Source organism: Bifidobacterium sp. ESL0822 (genome assembly GCF_052606675.1).
On sequence record NZ_CP199596.1, the window covers coordinates 646,466 to 663,940 of the forward strand.

General features: G+C 61.8%; 15 protein-coding genes, 1 tRNA gene and 2 pseudogenes. 8 read left to right on the forward strand and 10 right to left on the reverse strand.

The window, feature by feature from the left end:
• Nucleotides 1–169: 169 nt before the first annotated feature.
• The 4 genes from ACUIAF_RS02690 to ACUIAF_RS02705 all read left to right on the forward strand — a co-directional run bounded on the left by ACUIAF_RS02690 (nt 170) and on the right by ACUIAF_RS02705 (nt 3,353).
• Nucleotides 170–1,600 (forward strand): ParB/RepB/Spo0J family partition protein, encoded by a 1,431-nt coding sequence (locus ACUIAF_RS02690; protein ID WP_015022037.1) that lies wholly within the window; start codon nt 170–172, stop codon nt 1,598–1,600.
• Nucleotides 1,601–1,783: 183 nt separating this feature from the next.
• A complete protein-coding gene (locus ACUIAF_RS02695) occupies nt 1,784–2,047 on the forward strand; it encodes a hypothetical protein (RefSeq protein WP_141650026.1) in 264 nt (87 codons plus the stop codon).
• Nucleotides 2,048–2,071: 24 nt separating this feature from the next.
• Complete coding sequence (locus ACUIAF_RS02700; protein WP_015022035.1) at nt 2,072–2,419, forward strand: hypothetical protein; 348 nt, start codon at nt 2,072–2,074, stop codon at nt 2,417–2,419.
• A 373-nt stretch (nt 2,420–2,792) separates the two neighbouring features.
• Nucleotides 2,793–3,353 carry a hypothetical protein gene (locus ACUIAF_RS02705; protein WP_015022034.1) on the forward strand — a complete coding sequence of 187 codons (561 nt, stop codon included), beginning with the start codon at nt 2,793–2,795 and terminating at the stop codon, nt 3,351–3,353.
• Between the two features lie 135 nt (nt 3,354–3,488).
• On the opposite strand, the gene ACUIAF_RS02710 is transcribed toward ACUIAF_RS02705, so the two are convergent.
• Together ACUIAF_RS02710 and ACUIAF_RS02715 are read right to left on the reverse strand one after the other, a co-directional pair.
• Complete coding sequence (locus ACUIAF_RS02710) at nt 3,489–3,935, reverse strand: hypothetical protein (protein ID WP_015022033.1); 447 nt, start codon at nt 3,933–3,935, stop codon at nt 3,489–3,491.
• A 22-nt stretch (nt 3,936–3,957) separates the two neighbouring features.
• Nucleotides 3,958–4,470, reverse strand: coding sequence for a hypothetical protein (locus ACUIAF_RS02715; RefSeq protein ID WP_045925197.1), 513 nt, complete (start codon nt 4,468–4,470; stop codon nt 3,958–3,960).
• Between the two features lie 316 nt (nt 4,471–4,786).
• Here ACUIAF_RS02715 and ACUIAF_RS02720 point away from each other — a divergent pair.
• From ACUIAF_RS02720 to ACUIAF_RS02735, 4 genes and pseudogenes are all read left to right on the forward strand, one after another.
• Nucleotides 4,787–5,951 (forward strand): annotated as a pseudogene (locus tag ACUIAF_RS02720) (IS1249 family transposase).
• Nucleotides 5,952–6,158: 207 nt separating this feature from the next.
• A complete protein-coding gene (locus tag ACUIAF_RS02725) occupies nt 6,159–6,944 on the forward strand; it encodes an ABC transporter ATP-binding protein (RefSeq protein WP_232347241.1) in 786 nt (261 codons plus the stop codon).
• Entirely contained in the window at nt 6,941–8,977 is a 2,037-nt protein-coding gene (locus ACUIAF_RS02730; RefSeq protein ID WP_198220267.1) for an ABC transporter permease, read from the forward strand. The genes ACUIAF_RS02725 and ACUIAF_RS02730 overlap by 4 nt, the downstream gene beginning before the upstream one ends.
• A 226-nt stretch (nt 8,978–9,203) precedes the next feature.
• A pseudogene (locus ACUIAF_RS02735) lies at nt 9,204–10,368 on the forward strand (IS1249 family transposase).
• A gap of 116 nt (nt 10,369–10,484) precedes the next feature.
• Here the strand turns inward: ACUIAF_RS02735 and ACUIAF_RS02740 are convergent.
• The 8 genes from ACUIAF_RS02740 to ACUIAF_RS02775 all read right to left on the reverse strand — a co-directional run bounded on the left by ACUIAF_RS02740 (nt 10,485) and on the right by ACUIAF_RS02775 (nt 17,396).
• Nucleotides 10,485–10,557, reverse strand: a tRNA-Asn gene (locus ACUIAF_RS02740).
• Between the two features lie 78 nt (nt 10,558–10,635).
• Nucleotides 10,636–11,679 carry a tRNA (adenosine(37)-N6)-threonylcarbamoyltransferase complex transferase subunit TsaD gene (gene tsaD / locus ACUIAF_RS02745; protein ID WP_110417086.1) on the reverse strand — a complete coding sequence of 348 codons (1,044 nt, stop codon included), beginning with the start codon at nt 11,677–11,679 and terminating at the stop codon, nt 10,636–10,638.
• Complete coding sequence (rimI, locus tag ACUIAF_RS02750; protein ID WP_445338946.1) at nt 11,672–12,184, reverse strand: ribosomal protein S18-alanine N-acetyltransferase; 513 nt, start codon at nt 12,182–12,184, stop codon at nt 11,672–11,674. Before rimI ends, tsaD begins: the two co-directional genes overlap by 8 nt.
• On the reverse strand, nt 12,181–12,969 hold the full coding sequence (gene tsaB, locus ACUIAF_RS02755; protein WP_445338947.1) for a tRNA (adenosine(37)-N6)-threonylcarbamoyltransferase complex dimerization subunit type 1 TsaB: 789 nt from the start codon (nt 12,967–12,969) through the stop codon (nt 12,181–12,183). The genes rimI and tsaB overlap by 4 nt, the downstream gene beginning before the upstream one ends.
• Nucleotides 12,966–13,568, reverse strand: a complete 603-nt coding sequence (gene tsaE / locus ACUIAF_RS02760) for a tRNA (adenosine(37)-N6)-threonylcarbamoyltransferase complex ATPase subunit type 1 TsaE (protein ID WP_015021735.1) — start codon at nt 13,566–13,568, stop codon at nt 12,966–12,968. Before tsaE ends, tsaB begins: the two co-directional genes overlap by 4 nt.
• Complete coding sequence (gene holA / locus ACUIAF_RS02765) at nt 13,565–14,542, reverse strand: DNA polymerase III subunit delta (protein ID WP_445338948.1); 978 nt, start codon at nt 14,540–14,542, stop codon at nt 13,565–13,567. Before holA ends, tsaE begins: the two co-directional genes overlap by 4 nt.
• A complete protein-coding gene (locus tag ACUIAF_RS02770; protein WP_445338949.1) occupies nt 14,539–16,059 on the reverse strand; it encodes a ComEC/Rec2 family competence protein in 1,521 nt (506 codons plus the stop codon). The genes holA and ACUIAF_RS02770 overlap by 4 nt, the downstream gene beginning before the upstream one ends.
• A 674-nt stretch (nt 16,060–16,733) precedes the next feature.
• On the reverse strand, nt 16,734–17,396 hold the full coding sequence (locus ACUIAF_RS02775; protein ID WP_445338950.1) for a ComEA family DNA-binding protein: 663 nt from the start codon (nt 17,394–17,396) through the stop codon (nt 16,734–16,736).
• Nucleotides 17,397–17,475 lie beyond the last annotated feature (79 nt).

A 17,475-nucleotide genomic window follows, 5' to 3' on the forward strand; every position in this document is an offset into this window, starting at 1 on the left:
CCGAGCGTCTCCGCCCACACCCCGCTCCGGCCGAGGGGGCCGAACAGCATGCCCCCTCGGCCTCCGGGGGAGTGTTCGGATCCACGCGGGGGCTTGACTCTCCGCTATACCCGGGCCGCCATTCCAGGCGTCGGCACAAACAGTCCCGGCACCAAGGAAAGGAACACCCATGAACACCACAACCACAGTGACCATGCTGCCCATCGACGCCATCAGGCCCAACGACGCCAACCCCCGAAGCGAGATAGGAGACGTGTCGGAGCTGGCCATGAGCATCGCGTCCCAAGGCATACAGCAGGCCCTGGTCGTCACACCGGCGAACCAGGAGGGGCGGCACACCCTGGTCATCGGACACCGGCGGCTGGCGGCCGCCGAGCAGGCCGGCCTTGCAACCGTGCCCTGTATCATCACCGACATGGACGAGCAGACCCAGGCGGAGGTGATGCTGGTAGAGAACATACACCGTGACCAGCTCACCGCCCTGGACGAGGCACGCGGATACGCCCACCTCCTGGACCTTGGCGAAGACGTGGACCAGATGGCCAAAGCCACTGGCCGCAGCCGCAGCACCGTGCAGCGACGGCTCAAAATATCGTCCATCGACGACGAGAAAATACTCGCGCTGCCATCCCAGCTGAGCTTCGAGGAATTGGAGACGATAGCCGACTTCCGCGACGACGAAGGCCTGCAAGACCAGCTCATCAAAGCCGCAGGCACCAACAACTGGAACATGACACTGCACCAGGTCCAGGCCAAACGGTCGCTGGACAAGTGGATCGAACAGGCCCAGGAAGCCATCAAGCAGGCCGGGCTGCCCATCGTGCCGCTGACACCATCACAATCCTGGTCTGACCCGGAAGGTTGGCGCACCATCGCCCGATTCTCCCCGGATACCGACCCCGACCCCAAGCAGGCCCTCGACACATGGCTGGAGGAATGGGAAGGCGACAAACCCACGGCCGCCGGACTGCTCGACCGTGGCGGACAGTGGCGCGTCAAAATCACCCTGCTGGAGCCATACACCCAACAGGACCAGGAGGACGAACGCCGGCAAAGAGAGGATGACCTGGCCAGGTGGCAAGCCGAACAAGAAGCCGAAATCGCACCGGCCAAGCAACTGGACACGGCAAGCCACGACCTGCGGCTGGCCTACACGCAACGGCTCATGTCCCTCAAACGCCCCGCCAAAAACCAGTCCCAGGCCCTGTCCATGCTGGTCATCGCCCAAGCGAGCCAACGCACCTGGTGGGTCAGCCGGGACCAGGTGCGGGACACATGGCGCGCCATCGTCCAGGACCAGGAAGCCGAGCTGGCGCAAAAGGCCGACCTTGACGAGAGTCGCCGCACCCAGACGGCCTTCGCCCTGTGCCACGCCATCATGGAGACACAGATCAACCACGAGACCTGGCGCAGCCAAGACGACATAGACGGCCTGCTCAAACCCCTCTACCGTGCCCTCCAAACCGCAGGCTACGCCATCAGCGACGAAGAGCAATCCGGTCTCGACGGCGACCTGGTGCCCCGACCTGAAGAGGAAGACAACGAAGGGAACGAAGATGAAACAGACGACGGCGACCAGGAGGAGGACACCAAAGAGTGAATGAACCCCGCAGCCGGCCCCGCCACCAAGCGGGGCCGGCTGCCGGCGGCGGCGCAGCGATGCCTCGCGCCACCCCACGGGGTGGAATCGGCATCGTCGAACGCCCCGCGTTCGGACAGCCAGACCGCAACGCGAGGAACGCACGACTGGTTTGTATGTGCAATTTGTACTACACTCATGGTCATGGAGATCGAGATAGAGCAATCAGCCCGCAAGCACGGCTGCGCCGACGACGAAATCAGGCACGCGGTCCTCCACTCCATAGGCCACGAACAAATCGAGGGCTACGGCGACGAGATGACGGTGGTCTTCGTCGGCCAGCCACACCCCGGGGCCCTACCCGACAACCTGCTCGAAGTCATCGTCAGCAAATGGCAGGACGGCCAGCTCCACGCCTTCCACGCCATGCCGCTGACCAGCCGGTGGCAACATCTCAGATACCAATAGACACAACCAACAAGGAGCCAGACCATGACCAACACACAGACACCCGCCGACAGGGCAGCACACGCCGAAGCACTCGACCGCATGGCCGACGCCGGCCAATTCACACCCATCGAAGGCACCCGGGTATACCGGGGCTACGACGCCGGCCCCCTGACCGACGACGACCTGCTCTCCATCTTCGCCGGCCGCCCCCGCGACGAACTCAAACAACCCACCAGCAAAACCTGGCAGGTACGCACCACCCCGGCCCTGGACCAATGGGCCGAAGCCGCCGTCAAAACAGAAGGCACCAACCTATCGGCACTGATCCGCCAAGCCACCGCCGAATACCTGGCACACCACTACCCAGGACTCCGAAGCCAGATGGCCTGACCCATCAGGGCAACATCATCAAGGGACCCCTCAACGGGGTCCCTTTTTCCATGCTCGGCTCGGCCGGGGTTGTGGTCATCGGCGGCTGCGCCTTGATGTCTGGCCGCCGCTGTCGCACGCCTGCGGCGTGCTGCTGAAGGGGTTGGGAATGTGGTGTTTGTGCCGCCCCCTTCCATTCTGGCCCGGGCCGCTGCGACTCAAGCCCCGAGCGTCTCCGCCCACACCCCGCTCCGGCCGAGGGGGCCGAACAGCATGCCCCCTCGGCCTCCGGGGGAGTGTTCGGATCCACGCGGGGGCTTGACTCTCCGCTATACCCGGGCCGCCATTCCAGGCGTCGGCACAAACAGTCCCGGCACCAAGGAAAGGAACACCCATGAACACCACAACCAGCCTCCAGGACGACGTCAAGCAACTGAGCCAGGACCCCCAACTCATGCTCACCGCAGGCCGACAGGCCCTCGACAGCATCATGCGCATACTCGACGGCACCCACCAGCCCGAAGCCATAGGACACGACCGGCTCACCCGCATGGCCGCGCTGATAGAAACCTCACTGCCGCACCGCGACGCGCTCCTGGTCGCCGCCATCAACCCCGACACCACCCGAGACGACCTGACCACCATCACCGAACAACCCCACGACCCCGCCGCCGTCAAACTCATCTTCACCAGCCTCACCACCTGCTTCGAAGGCCGGACCCCCGTCAACCAGGAACGCGCCGACAGAGCCTACAACCTCTTCGACCAGCTCACCGCCGCCGTCGGCCCCACCCCACACCTCAGCGCCTCCAGAGCCTACCTGGCCTGGGCCGCCCGCGACCCCGACCAAGCCAGCTCATACATGGTCCAAGCCCTCACCCTCGACCGAACCAACAACCTCGCAGCGCTCATCGCCCTGGCCCTCAGTAAGAACATCAACCCCACCGACGACTAACACCACACACAACCAAACCGAAGAGGTCTCCTCCCAAACCAAGGAGGAGACCTCTCCGCGTCCGATGCGTTTCTCCCGCCCCATAAAAGGGGCACTCGAATCCGCTTCATTCCCTAGGAATGATCGTTGTTTAGATTAATCATGCTTGTCTGCAGCATCAACGGCATGAATGACGAGTAGGGAGATGAGAATGGTGAGAACCTCAGTTATCAAAGATGAGAGCGCCATGGCTTCCCACCTGCTGAAGGCCAAGGCCATCAACCCCATGAGAAACACAAAACTCACAACTTCGCTAACAAGCTTCTTCAAGACCTTGTGACTGCTCATGCTAAACAACACATCCACCAACGCATCAGTTATGTAGGTACCAAAGAACCACAACAGAAAGATAACGATGGTACCCAAAACCCCACGCCACCCATGCACCCAGGAACGAACGCCACCGAAAGGGAGCAAGCGATAAGTGACACCAATGCCGACCGCAAAAGGAAAGACAAAACCCAACAACACAGTTCCGAAAAAACCAACACCGGTAATCGCATCCGAAACCGTTACATGGTCTGATCGTCCACGGTCACTCATCGCTCACCCCTCTCTCCATGAATCAGAGGAACAAATCAACCCATGTCGCCGTGTATTCAGCAATATCGTAAGGGATGCCCAGCTGCATCAAACCTGAGACGATAGCGGCATGAGTCCAGACGCCGGTGGCTTCCAGGAAGTCTGCAATCCGACCGGCCCACGGAGCAATCTTGGCAGGAAGCTTGGAACCTCCCCAGCGCAGAAGCTTAATGACAGCTTTCTTGGCGATCGTCGTAGCCCAATTCCTCGATTGGAAGCCATTACCGGCAGTGCCATCATGCATCGAGAATGCATACTCGGTCAGGATGCCAGCACCTTCATAATCACCGTTTTCCCATGCGGTATCCGCTATCTCCAGCACATCCCTCGGAGTCAGCGAATCGGTGACTTGACTCACGATAGATGTCGAAGCGGTATCCACAGGCTCTGCAGCCATCGCCTGACTGGGAACCATGGCGACTCCCATAGACAGCGCAAGTGGAACAGCAACGCTGGCGAGCAACCTACTTTTGATAGTGTTCAGAGCTTTCATCATAAGCCCCTTTCCGTTTGTTGAGTCAATTCATCCTTGATAACCAATAACGAAGTCAGCGGTGTCAGCCATGGCACCTCTGACAACCCAGCAAAAATTGGAATACTGCACTGATAGATAGGCCTAACTATCATTCTTGAGTTATTACATCAACGGTGACAGTAGCACCACCGTTACACCATTATAGGGCTATAGGAACTAAACGCGTTGTTTATGTTGGGGGTTTGGCCTTGTGGCTGTAAGCGTGTTGGGTGGTTGTTAATAGGTCGGGTTGTTAATAGGGGTCTTGCAGGGGTGCCCGTTCCTGTTCGATCGGGGAATGAGAACCAGATCGAAGAGGGCCAGGCATTGCCCCATATGCCATGGGCGGATGCGCAAGCATGGGCGCAACAGATCAGGCACGCAGCGCTGGATGTGTCCGTCCTGCTCGATCACGTCCACCGCGCGCAGGCAGGACCGGGCCCGCGCCGCGCAGTTGAGGGAGTTCCCGGACTGGCCGCTGACGGGCAGGACCCGGGAACAGATGGGGGCCATGGGCGCCAGGGCCTGGCGTAAACGGGTCGGCTGGTGCTGGAACATCAAGCCGGCAATCACACCGGACGGGGTGGTCCATCACACGCTCATGGCCGACGGCACGTATATGGCACACGGCTGGTGCCTCCTGATAGCGATCGACGGGCAGACGGGCCAGGTCATCGACCGGCAGTGGTGCCATCAGGAGAACACGGCGGCCTGCACGGCCCTGTCCTCCCGCATCCCCGGGCCCGACGTGCTCATCACCGACGGCCTTCGCGGCGTGCAGAAAGCCTGCCATGCCTTGCTGGCCGGGCACGCGCATCCAACGCTGCCTGGTGCACGTGCAACGCAACACCAAAACCGACCCGACACTCAAACCACGACTTCAGGCCGGCAAGGAACTCAAGCGACTCTCCGACCAGCTCACCCGGGTCCATACCATCGAGGAAGCGGTGCGTTGGGGTGAGGCCTTGAACGCCTGGCACGAAAGATGGAAAACCCTCATCGACGAACGCACCATGGCCAAGGACGACCCAGCCAACCCCAAAGCCAGCCACCAATCCTGGTGGTGGACCCACCAGGAACTCCGCCGCTGCTACCGCAGGCCCGAACACCTCTTCCAAGACAGGCAGCTCTTCGCCTTCCCGGAACCCGAACTCACCGCCGGCGGGCCAGTGGAACGCACCACCAACCGGCTGGAAGGAGGAGTCAACCCACCCATCAAACGCACCCTCCTGCAACACCACGGCCTACCCGAGAGCCACATGGGACGCGCCTGCGAATGGCACTGCTACATGAAAACCGACAACCCCGACCCCGCCAGCCTGATCAGGGACGAACACCAGCAGCCACAACCAGCACCCAAACGGGAAACCAGACAGGAACAGGACGAGCCCGAACACTACGGCACCGCCATCAACTGGAACGAGTTCCACACATCAGTCAGATACCCCAACACCACACTCTGACCAACACACAACCAAACCCACACACAGAACCTAAAACAACGCGTTTAGTTCCTATAGGCCGTATGCCCTTAGCGCATACGAATCGTACTTTACAATAATTTTTGACTTATTGCATCTTTTTGTCAATAATTTATGGAAGACTTTTAACCGTCACGCAAGCAATACTTGTATTGCGTCTCAGTGTAAAGTTCGCTGTAGCTTTTCGCGTTGTGGATTCGTATGGTGCTCGGGGTTTCGTCGGGCTGTGGATTGGGGCTGGGTATGGCTGGTGAGTTTCTGTCCCTTGAGGGTGTCTCCTATCATTACGGTTCGGGCGGGGCCGGCATCACCGACGTGTCCCTGCAATGCCCGCCTGGGTCATGGACGGCGATCATGGGGCCCTCGGGCGCGGGCAAGTCGACCCTGCTGAATTGCGCCTCGGGCCTGCTGCCGGTCGACCAGGGCTTGGTGCACATCGGGCAGCATGACCTGGCCCGGATGGGAGAGGCCGACCTGACACGTGTCAGGCGTGACCTGATCGGGTTCGTGTTTCAGGACTACAACCTCGTCGAAGCGTTCACATGCCTGCAGAACGTGATGCTGTCCTTCCTCTTCGGCGGGCCGCGCATCGAGGTCGACGACGCCGTGCGGGCCCTGCAGGCGGTGGGTCTGGATGGTTTCGCCGACGTCTATCCCTCGGACATGTCGGGCGGGCAGCGGCAGCGTGTGGCGGTGGCCAGGGCTTTGGCCTCGAGGCCCTCGGTCGTCTTTGCCGACGAGCCGACGGGCGCCCTGGACACCGCCGGCTCCCAGCTGGTGCTGGACGCCTTCGGCCAGGTGGCGGCGCGGGGGTCCACGGTGCTGATGGTGACCCACGACCCGGATGTGGCGGCCCGTGCTGGCAGCACCGTGTTCCTGGTCGACGGCCGCATCCACTCGGTGTGGTCGGGCTGCACGGCCGAGCAGCTGGCCATGCACCTGGCCGAGACCACGTTGAGCGGGGCCGACCGGTGAGCGCGGGCATGGCCTCCCCGGCCCAGCAGGCGAGCCGACCCTGGCGCAAGCGGCCAACAAGGGCCAGCCTGTCCTTCTCCCTGGTCAGGGCCCACCGCTCCTCCTACTGGATCATGTGCCTGGCCGTGTTCGCCGCCACGACCCTGTCCTGCGCGACCCTGCAGGCACGTCAGGCGGGCCTGGCCTACGACGGCCTGCACGGCCTGGAGGGCCTGAACGCCTACCACCGCATTCTGACCAAGGCCTACTACGACCTGGCATTGAACACTGTGTCGCTGATCGCGCTGGTGTTCTGCCTGCTGGTGACGGTGTTCCTGGTCCTGTCATCGGTGTCCTTCCTGGTCCAGGAAAGGCGCCGGGAATACGGCCTGATGCGGCTCAACGGCGCCTCGGGCAAACAGGTCGTGGCCATGGCCCTGCGAGAGTTCTCCCTGCCCCTGGCCCTGGCCGACGCCGCGGGATGCCTGGCCGGATCCCTGCTGACCGTTCCTGTGGGCATGGCCTTCATAAGGGCCATGGGCACCACGGACATCGACCTGCTCTTCCACCCCAGGGCCCGCCTGTGGGTGGCGGCCGTGGCCTTCGCCCTGATGATGGCGGTCTGCCTGCTGGGCGTGTGGCTGGCCACGCGCAGGCTCGGGGCCGAGACCCCCCTGAAGCTGATGACACAACCGGCCGTCAAGGACAAAAAGGCCAGCCGGTTGCGGATCGTATGCTCCCTGGCCCTGTTCCTAGCCTCTATCACGGTCGCCTTCATGCCGGTCGACCGCTCGGAGTCCTACGACCGGCTGCTGGGCTTGATCGTCCTACTGATAATCACCGTGTACGTGGCCGCCCCCCTGCTGGTCCCCCCGGTAGCATCCCTGCTGGGCCTGCTGGCCGAAAAAACCGCGGCCGGACCGGGCCTGCTGGCCCGGCAACGGGTCCGCAGGGGCAGGGCAGGCGCCACGGCCATAGCGTTGCCGGCCATGATGGCGCTGACCATTCTGGTCTCCTTCACCCTCATCATGCAGGCGGGCCGCATGAGCTCGGTGGTGCTCAGCATCGAGCCCATGAAGGCCGACGTGGTGGCCTCCTCGGACGACCTGTCCCAGGCCGGCAGGATCTCGCGCACGCTGCAGGGGCTCGGACGGGAGGTCGGCACAGCCGACATCTACCAGACCCAGCAATGGGTCCTGACCGACAAGCACGGAAACATCCAGATGGACACCTTCCTCCAGGTCACCTGGGCCCAGGCCCGTGACCTGGCCGACCCCAGCCACAAGGACACCGCCCCCAAGGTGCTCCAGGGCAGCCTGGCCGACCTGGGCGCCGGCAAGGTGGCCATAAGCAGAGCATACGACAACCAGCGCAAGCCGGGCGACACGATCACCCTCATCGACCGCCACGACAAAAGACACCAGGTCCAGGTCGTGGCCGTCATCGAGCCGCCCAAGACCACCCCCCACGTGAACATGGACATGCTCACGACCGAGGATGGCCTGCCCAGGGAGGGCGAGAACGGCCGACTGTACGCCTTCATCACCGCCCGCGACCACACCCAGGCCGACGACATAGCCCAACAGATAAGGGACACCACCCACAAGATCACCGCCTTGAACAGGCAGGACTTCATCGACGACTACATCAAGACCAGCATCAAGGAGCAGCAGGGAACACCGCTCATGATAGCCGGCGGCACCATCCTGGCCCTGATATTCCTCGTCCAATCTATAGCCATAGGAATCAGCGAACGACGCATGCAGAACCGGCGCCTCAACCAGATGGGCGTCACCCGCGGCGCCCTCGCCTGGTCAGCGGCCATCGAGACCACACTCGACGTCACCGCCGGCATCATCCTCTCCCTCGTCGCCGTGGCCATCACCGAGGCATCCGTGGCGATAAGCTTCGTCCGGGACGGGGTCGGCATACAACACACACCCATCATCGCAGACATCTTCCTACCCATGTCCCTCCTGCTCCTGGCCGTCGCCATAGCCACCACCATCCTCTGCACACGCCTCACCCACAAGAACCAACCCACAAAACACTAGAGGCCAGGCCAACCATGAACTTTATCCACGTCGTCAGGAAATACATGCCGGGGCACATTCTTGCATACACGGCAAGCCTTCTGCTGGGAATCCGGGCTATAGGAACTAAACGCGTTGTTTATGTTGGGGGTTTGGCCTTGTGGCTGTAAGCGTGTTGGGTGGTTGTTAATAGGTCGGGTTGTTAATAGGGGTCTTGCAGGGGTGCCCGTTCCTGTTCGATCGGGGAATGAGAACCAGATCGAAGAGGGCCAGGCATTGCCCCATATGCCATGGGCGGATGCGCAAGCATGGGCGCAACAGATCAGGCACGCAGCGCTGGATGTGTCCGTCCTGCTCGATCACGTCCACCGCGCGCAGGCAGGACCGGGCCCGCGCCGCGCAGTTGAGGGAGTTCCCGGACTGGCCGCTGACGGGCAGGACCCGGGAACAGATGGGGGCCATGGGCGCCAGGGCCTGGCGTAAACGGGTCGGCTGGTGCTGGAACATCAAGCCGGCAATCACACCGGACGGGGTGGTCCATCACACGCTCATGGCCGACGGCACGTATATGGCACACGGCTGGTGCCTCCTGATAGCGATCGACGGGCAGACGGGCCAGGTCATCGACCGGCAGTGGTGCCATCAGGAGAACACGGCGGCCTGCACGGCCCTGTCCTCCCGCATCCCCGGGCCCGACGTGCTCATCACCGACGGCCTTCGCGGCGTGCAGAAAGCCTGCCATGCCTTGCTGGCCGGGCACGCGCATCCAACGCTGCCTGGTGCACGTGCAACGCAACACCAAAACCGACCCGACACTCAAACCACGACTTCAGGCCGGCAAGGAACTCAAGCGACTCTCCGACCAGCTCACCCGGGTCCATACCATCGAGGAAGCGGTGCGTTGGGGTGAGGCCTTGAACGCCTGGCACGAAAGATGGAAAACCCTCATCGACGAACGCACCATGGCCAAGGACGACCCAGCCAACCCCAAAGCCAGCCACCAATCCTGGTGGTGGACCCACCAGGAACTCCGCCGCTGCTACCGCAGGCCCGAACACCTCTTCCAAGACAGGCAGCTCTTCGCCTTCCCGGAACCCGAACTCACCGCCGGCGGGCCAGTGGAACGCACCACCAACCGGCTGGAAGGAGGAGTCGACTCACCCATCAAACGCACCCTCCTGCAACACCACGGCCTACCCGAGAGCCACATGGGACGCGCCTGCGAATGGCACTGCTACATGAAAACCGACAACCCCGACCCCGCCAGCCTGATCAGGGACGAACACCACCAGCCACAACCAGCACCCAAACGGGAAACCAGACAGGAACAGGACGAGCCCGAACACTACGGCACCGCCATCAACTGGAACGAGTTCCACACATCAGTCAGATACCCCAACACCACACTCTGACCAACACACAACCAAACCCACACACAGAACCTAAAACAACGCGTTTAGTTCCTATAGGCCAATATTAAAGAAACCTCATGGATAAAGAAAACCGCCGGAGAACCGGCGGTTGAGAGCTCCCGCAGCTGGGCTTGAACCAGCGACATTTCGATTAACAGTCGAACGCTCTGCCAACTGAGCTATGCGGGAATGTCCCGTTCAACTCTCGTTGAACACAATTACCATACTATAGTCCGAACCGTAGTATCCGACAACTTGGCGTGTCGATTACATGAGGATCCTGTCCATTGGCATGGCCGAATCAATGGAGAAGTCAGGAGCAGAGGGAGACAATCCAGCCTGGACCAGATTGACGCCCAGCATGGCCACCATGGCGCCGTTGTCCGTGCACAGTTTGATCTTCGGAATACGGACCCTGACACCCTCCTGGTCACCGAACTCCCGAAGCTTGCCGCGCAGCTGCGAGTTGGCCGAGAATCCGCCGCCGACAATCAGGGTATCCGTATCGAACCTGTGGCAGGCGGCCATGGCCTTACGGGACAGGACGGTGGCCACGGAATCCGCCAGGGAGGCGCAGACATCATCCACGGGAATGTCGAGCCCGGCCTGCTGTCTGCGTTCGACCCATCGAGCCACAGCGGTCTTGACCCCCGAGAAGCTGAAGTCATAAGGATGATCGGCTCCGGCCCGACCCTTGGTCAGCCCTTGGGGCACGGCGATGGCGTGAGGATCGCCCAGACGGGCATGGCGGTCGATGTGCGGGCCGCCGGGATAGGGGAAGCCGAGCAGACGTGCAATCTTGTCGAAGCACTCCCCCGCCGCATCGTCCAGGGTGGTTCCCACCACCTGGACCGACCGCGCCAGGTCATCCACGTGCAAAAGTGAAGTGTGACCGCCGGAGACGATCAGAGCCAGGGCATTCTGGGGGAAGGGACCGAATTGAAGCTGCGTGACAGCTATGTGTCCTATGACATGGTTGATGCCGTACAGGGGCTTTTTCGCCGCCCAGGCCAGCGCCTTGGCACCGGAAACGCCGACGGCCAGGCATCCAGCCAGTCCAGGACCTGCCGAGACCGCTATGGCATCCACTTGGGACAGGTCCATATCTGCATCCTTGAGGGCCTTGGAGACGACCGGCACAAAGGACTCGGCGTGTGCCCGCGAGGCGATCTCAGGGATAACGCCGCCATAGCGGGCGTGCTCGTTCATGGAGGATGCCACCACGTTGGACAGCAGACGGTTGCCCTGAACCAGGGCTGCCGCGGTCTCGTCGCAGGTGGATTCGATGCCAAGCACCAGGGGCTCACTCATGGTCAATGATCCTTTCCTGTCCTTTCGAAAGCTTGCGGCCGACAGAGCCCACCGGGCCCGGTCCGACCGAGCTCAAAGGCATGGTCATAGCCCAGGCATCCACGTCTTCAGGCTGATAATAGCCCTTGCATAGTCCCGTCTGGGAGAAGCCAAAATCCTTGTAGAGGTCAATGGCAGCGGGGTTGTCTACGCGCACTTTCAGGTTCATGCGCTGCAACCCCATACGGTCGGCTGAAGCGATAAGCTTTACCAACAGAGACCCTGCAATGCCGCGATTCCGGACTTCCGGCAACACTCCCAAAGTCATCAGCTCGGCATCCCTTTCGCCCGACCAACAACCTCCATAGCCCAGGATGGTACCCTGGTCCTCCCATACCAGATAGGTGCGCGAAGGGGCGGACAGCTCAAACCGCAGCTCCTGCCGACCCCAGGCCTGGTCGCCGAAGACCCGTGCCTCCAGATTGACAAGCTGGTCCAGGTCCCCCAAGGCCGCTGCGCGAATCATGACCGGACTGCTACATGCTTGAGCGGATTGGGCACCGACACGTCCGGTCGACGAAGGTAAAGCGGCTCCACTGGATCGACCAGCCCCTGCTGGGCACGTCGGCATGCACAAGCAGCCATCAGACCCGTCCCTAGTGTCCCATTCTCCAGGAAGGAGCCTTCGTCCAGCACCACCCGTATATCAGATTGCTTATCCAGGCGCTCCCACTGGTCTGCGTAGCGGCCAGCCCCGTGGCCGCTGATGACCAGAGTGACAGGACCGTGGTCCAGAGACTCCCGCTCCTCCGCGATGGCCGCGATTCTCTCACAGATAGCAGCTGGGTAGTCGATGCTCATTTCGGTCAGCGGCCTGGCCGGAGCCTCCACATCTACAAAGTCGTCAAAGAGACGGTAGTAGAGCTGCCGACGTCGAGCATCGTTGACAGCCAGAACCAGCAGCCGGGTATGGTCTTGGTCCCGCTGCTTGAACCGGCTGTATGCATAACGGGCCTGTGGCTCCAGGATGTCCTGACCCAACAGACGGGCGCCAGTGGCAAATGCCAGGGCTTTGGCGGTGACGATGCCCGCCCGCAGCCCGGTGAAGGGCGCAGGGCCCAATCCCACCACGACGGTCCTCAAATCTTCTGCATGCAGCCCAGCCTGATCCATGACCTTGGCGATATTGACCTGGAGGCGTTCCACATGCGAGCGCGAGTCGGTCTCGATGCAAGGCTCCCGTCCGGGCAGCCCCACAGTCGAGCCATACGAGGTATCGATCACCAAAAGGGGTGTATCGGTCCCGTTCATACCGTCATCGCCTTTCTCAGCTGCTCCAGTCTGGTGGCCCATGAAGGACCCACTGCACGCAGACGTACCATACGCTGACCCTGGGAGCTGGGTGGCGCGTCAGGATCCTCCCGGGGATCGACGGGTCGGTCGATGGTCACTTCCAGACGTTGATCGGCCAGCGCTGAAGCCATCTGCTCGCCCCACTCCATCAGAATGATGGTGCTTTGGCCCGGATCCTCCAACTCCTCGTCCAGACCCAGGGACTCCAGCTCGTCCAGGAGTCGATCAACGGCATCCTCGCCGGGCAGATAGTCCTGTCCTCCCAGCCGGTAGGCATCCACGTGAATCAGGGTAACAGGTGAGCCGTCGGACAGATGGCCATGCAGCTCTCTTGCAATGGTGAACGTGGGCGAGACTACAGGGCCGTCCACTCCAAGTCCACTGCCCAGCCCCTGGGCCAGCGTGGTCTTGCCCGCCCCCAGAGGTCCGGACAGGAGAATCACATCCCCGCCTTGCAGACAGGTGGCCAGGTTTCTGCCCAGGCGTTGCATATCATCGCCTGTGGGCACGGCCAGCCTGAACCCATCCTGCCGCCCGGCGCTCTCCTGCGGGCTCATGCCAATGTCCTTCCCTTGGCTGCGATTAGCTCCACTGCACGTTCCAGAGCATAGCGGGCATCGCCGCTACTGGTCTTGCTGACCTCATCAGCCTGGGCCAGGGCCTCGATACAGGCCGACAGACCGGAGGAGGTCCATCCATGCAACTGCCTCTTGGCTTCTCGTAACTGCCAGTATGCGGCCTTGGCCTCGGCCGTGGTGATGGATCCCGACTCGATGGCAGCCTCCTTGCCCAACGTTCGTAGCTTCAGGGCCAGTACTCCAATCAGGGATACTGGTTCGTTGCCCTGTTCCAGAGCTGAACGCAGTGCGACGACTGCTTGGGCCGGTCTGCCGGCAAGGGCCCTGTCCGCCACAGCGAATCCGGACACAGCTGGGTTATCAGTCAAATAATGGTTGACAATCTCCAAGGTCATTGGGTCCTGGTCAAAATCGAAGCAGAGCTGGGAGCACATGGCGGCAAGTTCCGGAGTACGCTCGCCCAGGACATCGACCAGACGCTGGGCCGCCCTTGGCTGGATACGGCGCTGATGGGCCTTGAATTGCCCATAGACGAAATCGACCTTGTCATCGAACTTCTTCAGATCCGGCATACGCTCTATGACTGCTCCGGCCCGTTCCATCTGGTCCAGAAGCCTGCGGCCCCGGTTGCCCCCGTCATGACGTGCAATGACGATGCTGGATTCGGATTCCGCAGGCTCGTGGCAGAAATCCACCAAGGCCTGAGTCAAGGCCTCATCGGCCGCCTGCAGGTCATCCAGGAGGACTACGGCCGTCTGACTGAGCAGGGAAGGTCCGACCGCCTCCTGAAAGGCGTAAGCGTCGCAGTCTGCCGCGTCCATCTCTATGTATTCGCTGTCCGGATGGGCGGCACATGCCTGTGCGCACAGCTCCTTGACACGCTGCCCGTTGAGGAAGGGATCACCGCCGACCACCAGATGGACGGAAGGGTTCTCCTGCTGAGCTTTGGTCATGACTCAAATCTCCCTTCATCACTGGACATTGACCTCGTTCGTTTTTTGAAGGCCAACTGTGCCAGAAGACCATAGGTCTGCTGCAACCAGCCCTTGATTGACACCCAGGCCGATGGACGAAATGGAACCCCCGAGGTCACATCTGTCAGCGCTGACCATGAACAGTCCCGCATCAGGGCACGGATGAGTCGAATCAGCCGGTGATCAATCACGGCCATCAGACCCAGAACAAGCAGGCAGGCACTGCCGACTGGCCCCGATGGCCAGGCCGCCGGAGCAACAGCCTCACCCAGCCATGTGGCGGCAAAAGCCATGACACCGGTACCCAGGGAGGTCAGTCGCGCCAGCAAGAGCCCTACTGGAGGCCAGAGCCAGGAGGTGAGCAGAGCCAGCAGGCCGGTCACCGTGGCAGCGTCGACCACAGGAGTGACCAGAAGGTTGGCCATTGGGGCCAGCAGAGGCAGTCCGGGACTCATGAGCACCTGCACAGGCAGCGTCCCGGCCTGGGCACACAGGGTCGTGGCCAATGGGCGCGCCAGAAATGCCGGAAGATGGTCTTCAAGGAGGGCCGTCAACCGCCGGTTGCCCAGACCTATGCCCAGCACGGCACCACAGGAGAGCGCAAAACCGTAGCTTGCGGCCATGGAAGGCCGCAGAATCAGGACCAGCAGCACGCACCAGGACAGGGTATTCACTGACTGGGCGGGCCGGCAGGCAGCCAGAGCCAATGCCGAAAGAAGCCCCATGGCCTGAGCTCGCAAGACTGAATCCCCGGGGACCATCAGCATACCCAAACCCAGATAGGCGGCAGACAAAACCAGAGCCATCAGCAAGGGTGGCGAGCGCAGGGCCCGCATGGTCGAAACCAGCAACGAAGCCAGGATCATGAAGTGCCCGCCGGATACAGCCATCAGGTGAAGGATGCCCGATGCCCGGAAATCCTGGGTCAGACGGGCTGCATAGGCGGGCTCCACCGCCGGTCTGCCCAGAGAGCCATCCGACCCGGGCAGGGTTTGGTTGCCCAGGATGCCCATGGTCAACCCGGGCACCAGGATACGTCCTTGGTCGTCCAGTCTGCTGGTCTGTTCGAGAAAGGCCCCTTGCATGCGTGCAATCAATCGTCTGCCGGGCCATGGCGGCCTGACCTGTTTCGTGCCATCTTCCACAGCCAGCCAGGGCATAGAACGGCCGTAGGCGGAGGGTTCCAAGAGGCCTCGCGCACGATACTGTCCGCCCTGTTGCAGCTGGCATGACCGGCTGCGGGCGAAGAGCATGATCCGTTCATCGGAAGGCATGCGCACCCCGGACACGGTCACCCATTGCAGCCTTAATTCCGTTTGACAGTCCCAGCCTCGCCGGGAGGATTCGCTCATAGGGCCCACAGCCCGGCCACGCACCTCGGCAAGCGCCTTCCCCTGACGGATCTGACGGGCTGCAGGCCCGCCGCGCACTGACTCATGACCAACTGCAGCTGCAGTAGCCACAGCCAAAGCCACCGCAGCCAGGACGGCCAGCATCGGTAGTCTCCGAGGACCAAACCCAGTGGACACCTGGGTTGAGGAGGGTGAGACAAGTATGGAAGAAGAATAACGCCTGGATCCAGCGTACGAGTGTTGGCTTGAGAATCGCTGCAGCCACTGAAACCGAATATCCCGATGAGCCGTGTTCTCATGACTGGTCTTTCTGGTGTCCGTGGTATCCACACAGGGTGTATTACGATGGCTTTCGTTCCAACGACTTTTGCCCCTGCGATCCTTGTTCCCAGGACGCATACAGACTCGGGGCAGCTGGTTCCGCCCACGTGAGCGATGGGGCCGGCGAAATACCCGGCGACCGCAATCGGGGTCCTCTGCGGCGACCAAGCATACGAACCTGATGGCAAGCAGGATTATTGCAAGGAGTAATGGAAGCGCCAGGACAAGCGGCGCCAGCCAGACCGCCATGTCCATTCCTCCGCCGGCCGTACCCCTATCGGCCATGCCGCCTCTGGACCCTCCTACCGACTTGGACCAATCGCCGCTCTTAAACGTTCCTGTCATCGATTCGCCCATGTTCCGATCCAGCAGCCAAGGGACCAGCAGGGCAACCGCCCATGCCAGACAAGCGGCAGGGAGCATCCGAAGATTGCGGCTTCCGTTCTCCCGATCAGTCGCATCGTGAGCCCCATCGTGAACTCTTGAATGACCGGCCATCATTGTGCCACCAGATATGGGCGTAATCGGGCCAGGGTCTTGGCACCGATGCCGGGAACGTCCAGAAGCTGGTCGACCGAGGTGTATCGGCCGCCGATGGCGCGCCGATGTTCCAATATTTTTGTAGCCTTGACCGGACCGATCCCCTTGACATTTTCCAGATCCTGCTGGCTGGCGCTGTTGAGATTAACGCGTCCCGCCTGATCGGTCGATCCCGAGGAGGCACTGGAGGCCGGAGCAGCAGCATTGTCGGCCTTTTCGGTATGTTGGGCGGAGCCTGAGACCGGATCGGCCTGCTGCCTGCCCGCTTCATTCGGAGTGTTCCGTCTACGTTCGTTACCCGAGGCCTGCTTGCCAAGGCGTGCAGCGCTGTTCACATCGCTGTTAGCAGGAGGCGATGACCTGGTCTCGGACTCGTCAATGGTTACTCCTGCAGCCAGGGCCTGACCCTGCTGGGCCAGCAGGGTCAGACTTACGGCAAGGGCCGCCACCAGAATAAGGATGGCCGTCAAGGCCTGCAGCGGCGTAAATGACCAGACGGGCCGATTTCGTCGAACCTGGGTCTTGGCCATACCTTCGGCTGGCCCCTCTGAACGAACCGATTGGTTCAGGGCCAAGGCCTGCAGCGGCGGCGCCGGTGGCTTGGTGATGTTGATGCTCATGGGCCCAGCCTGACATGGTAAAGCCCCCCGACATGAGGTCGAGGGGCTATGTGGTCGAAGGTCATCACCTGTCCACAGC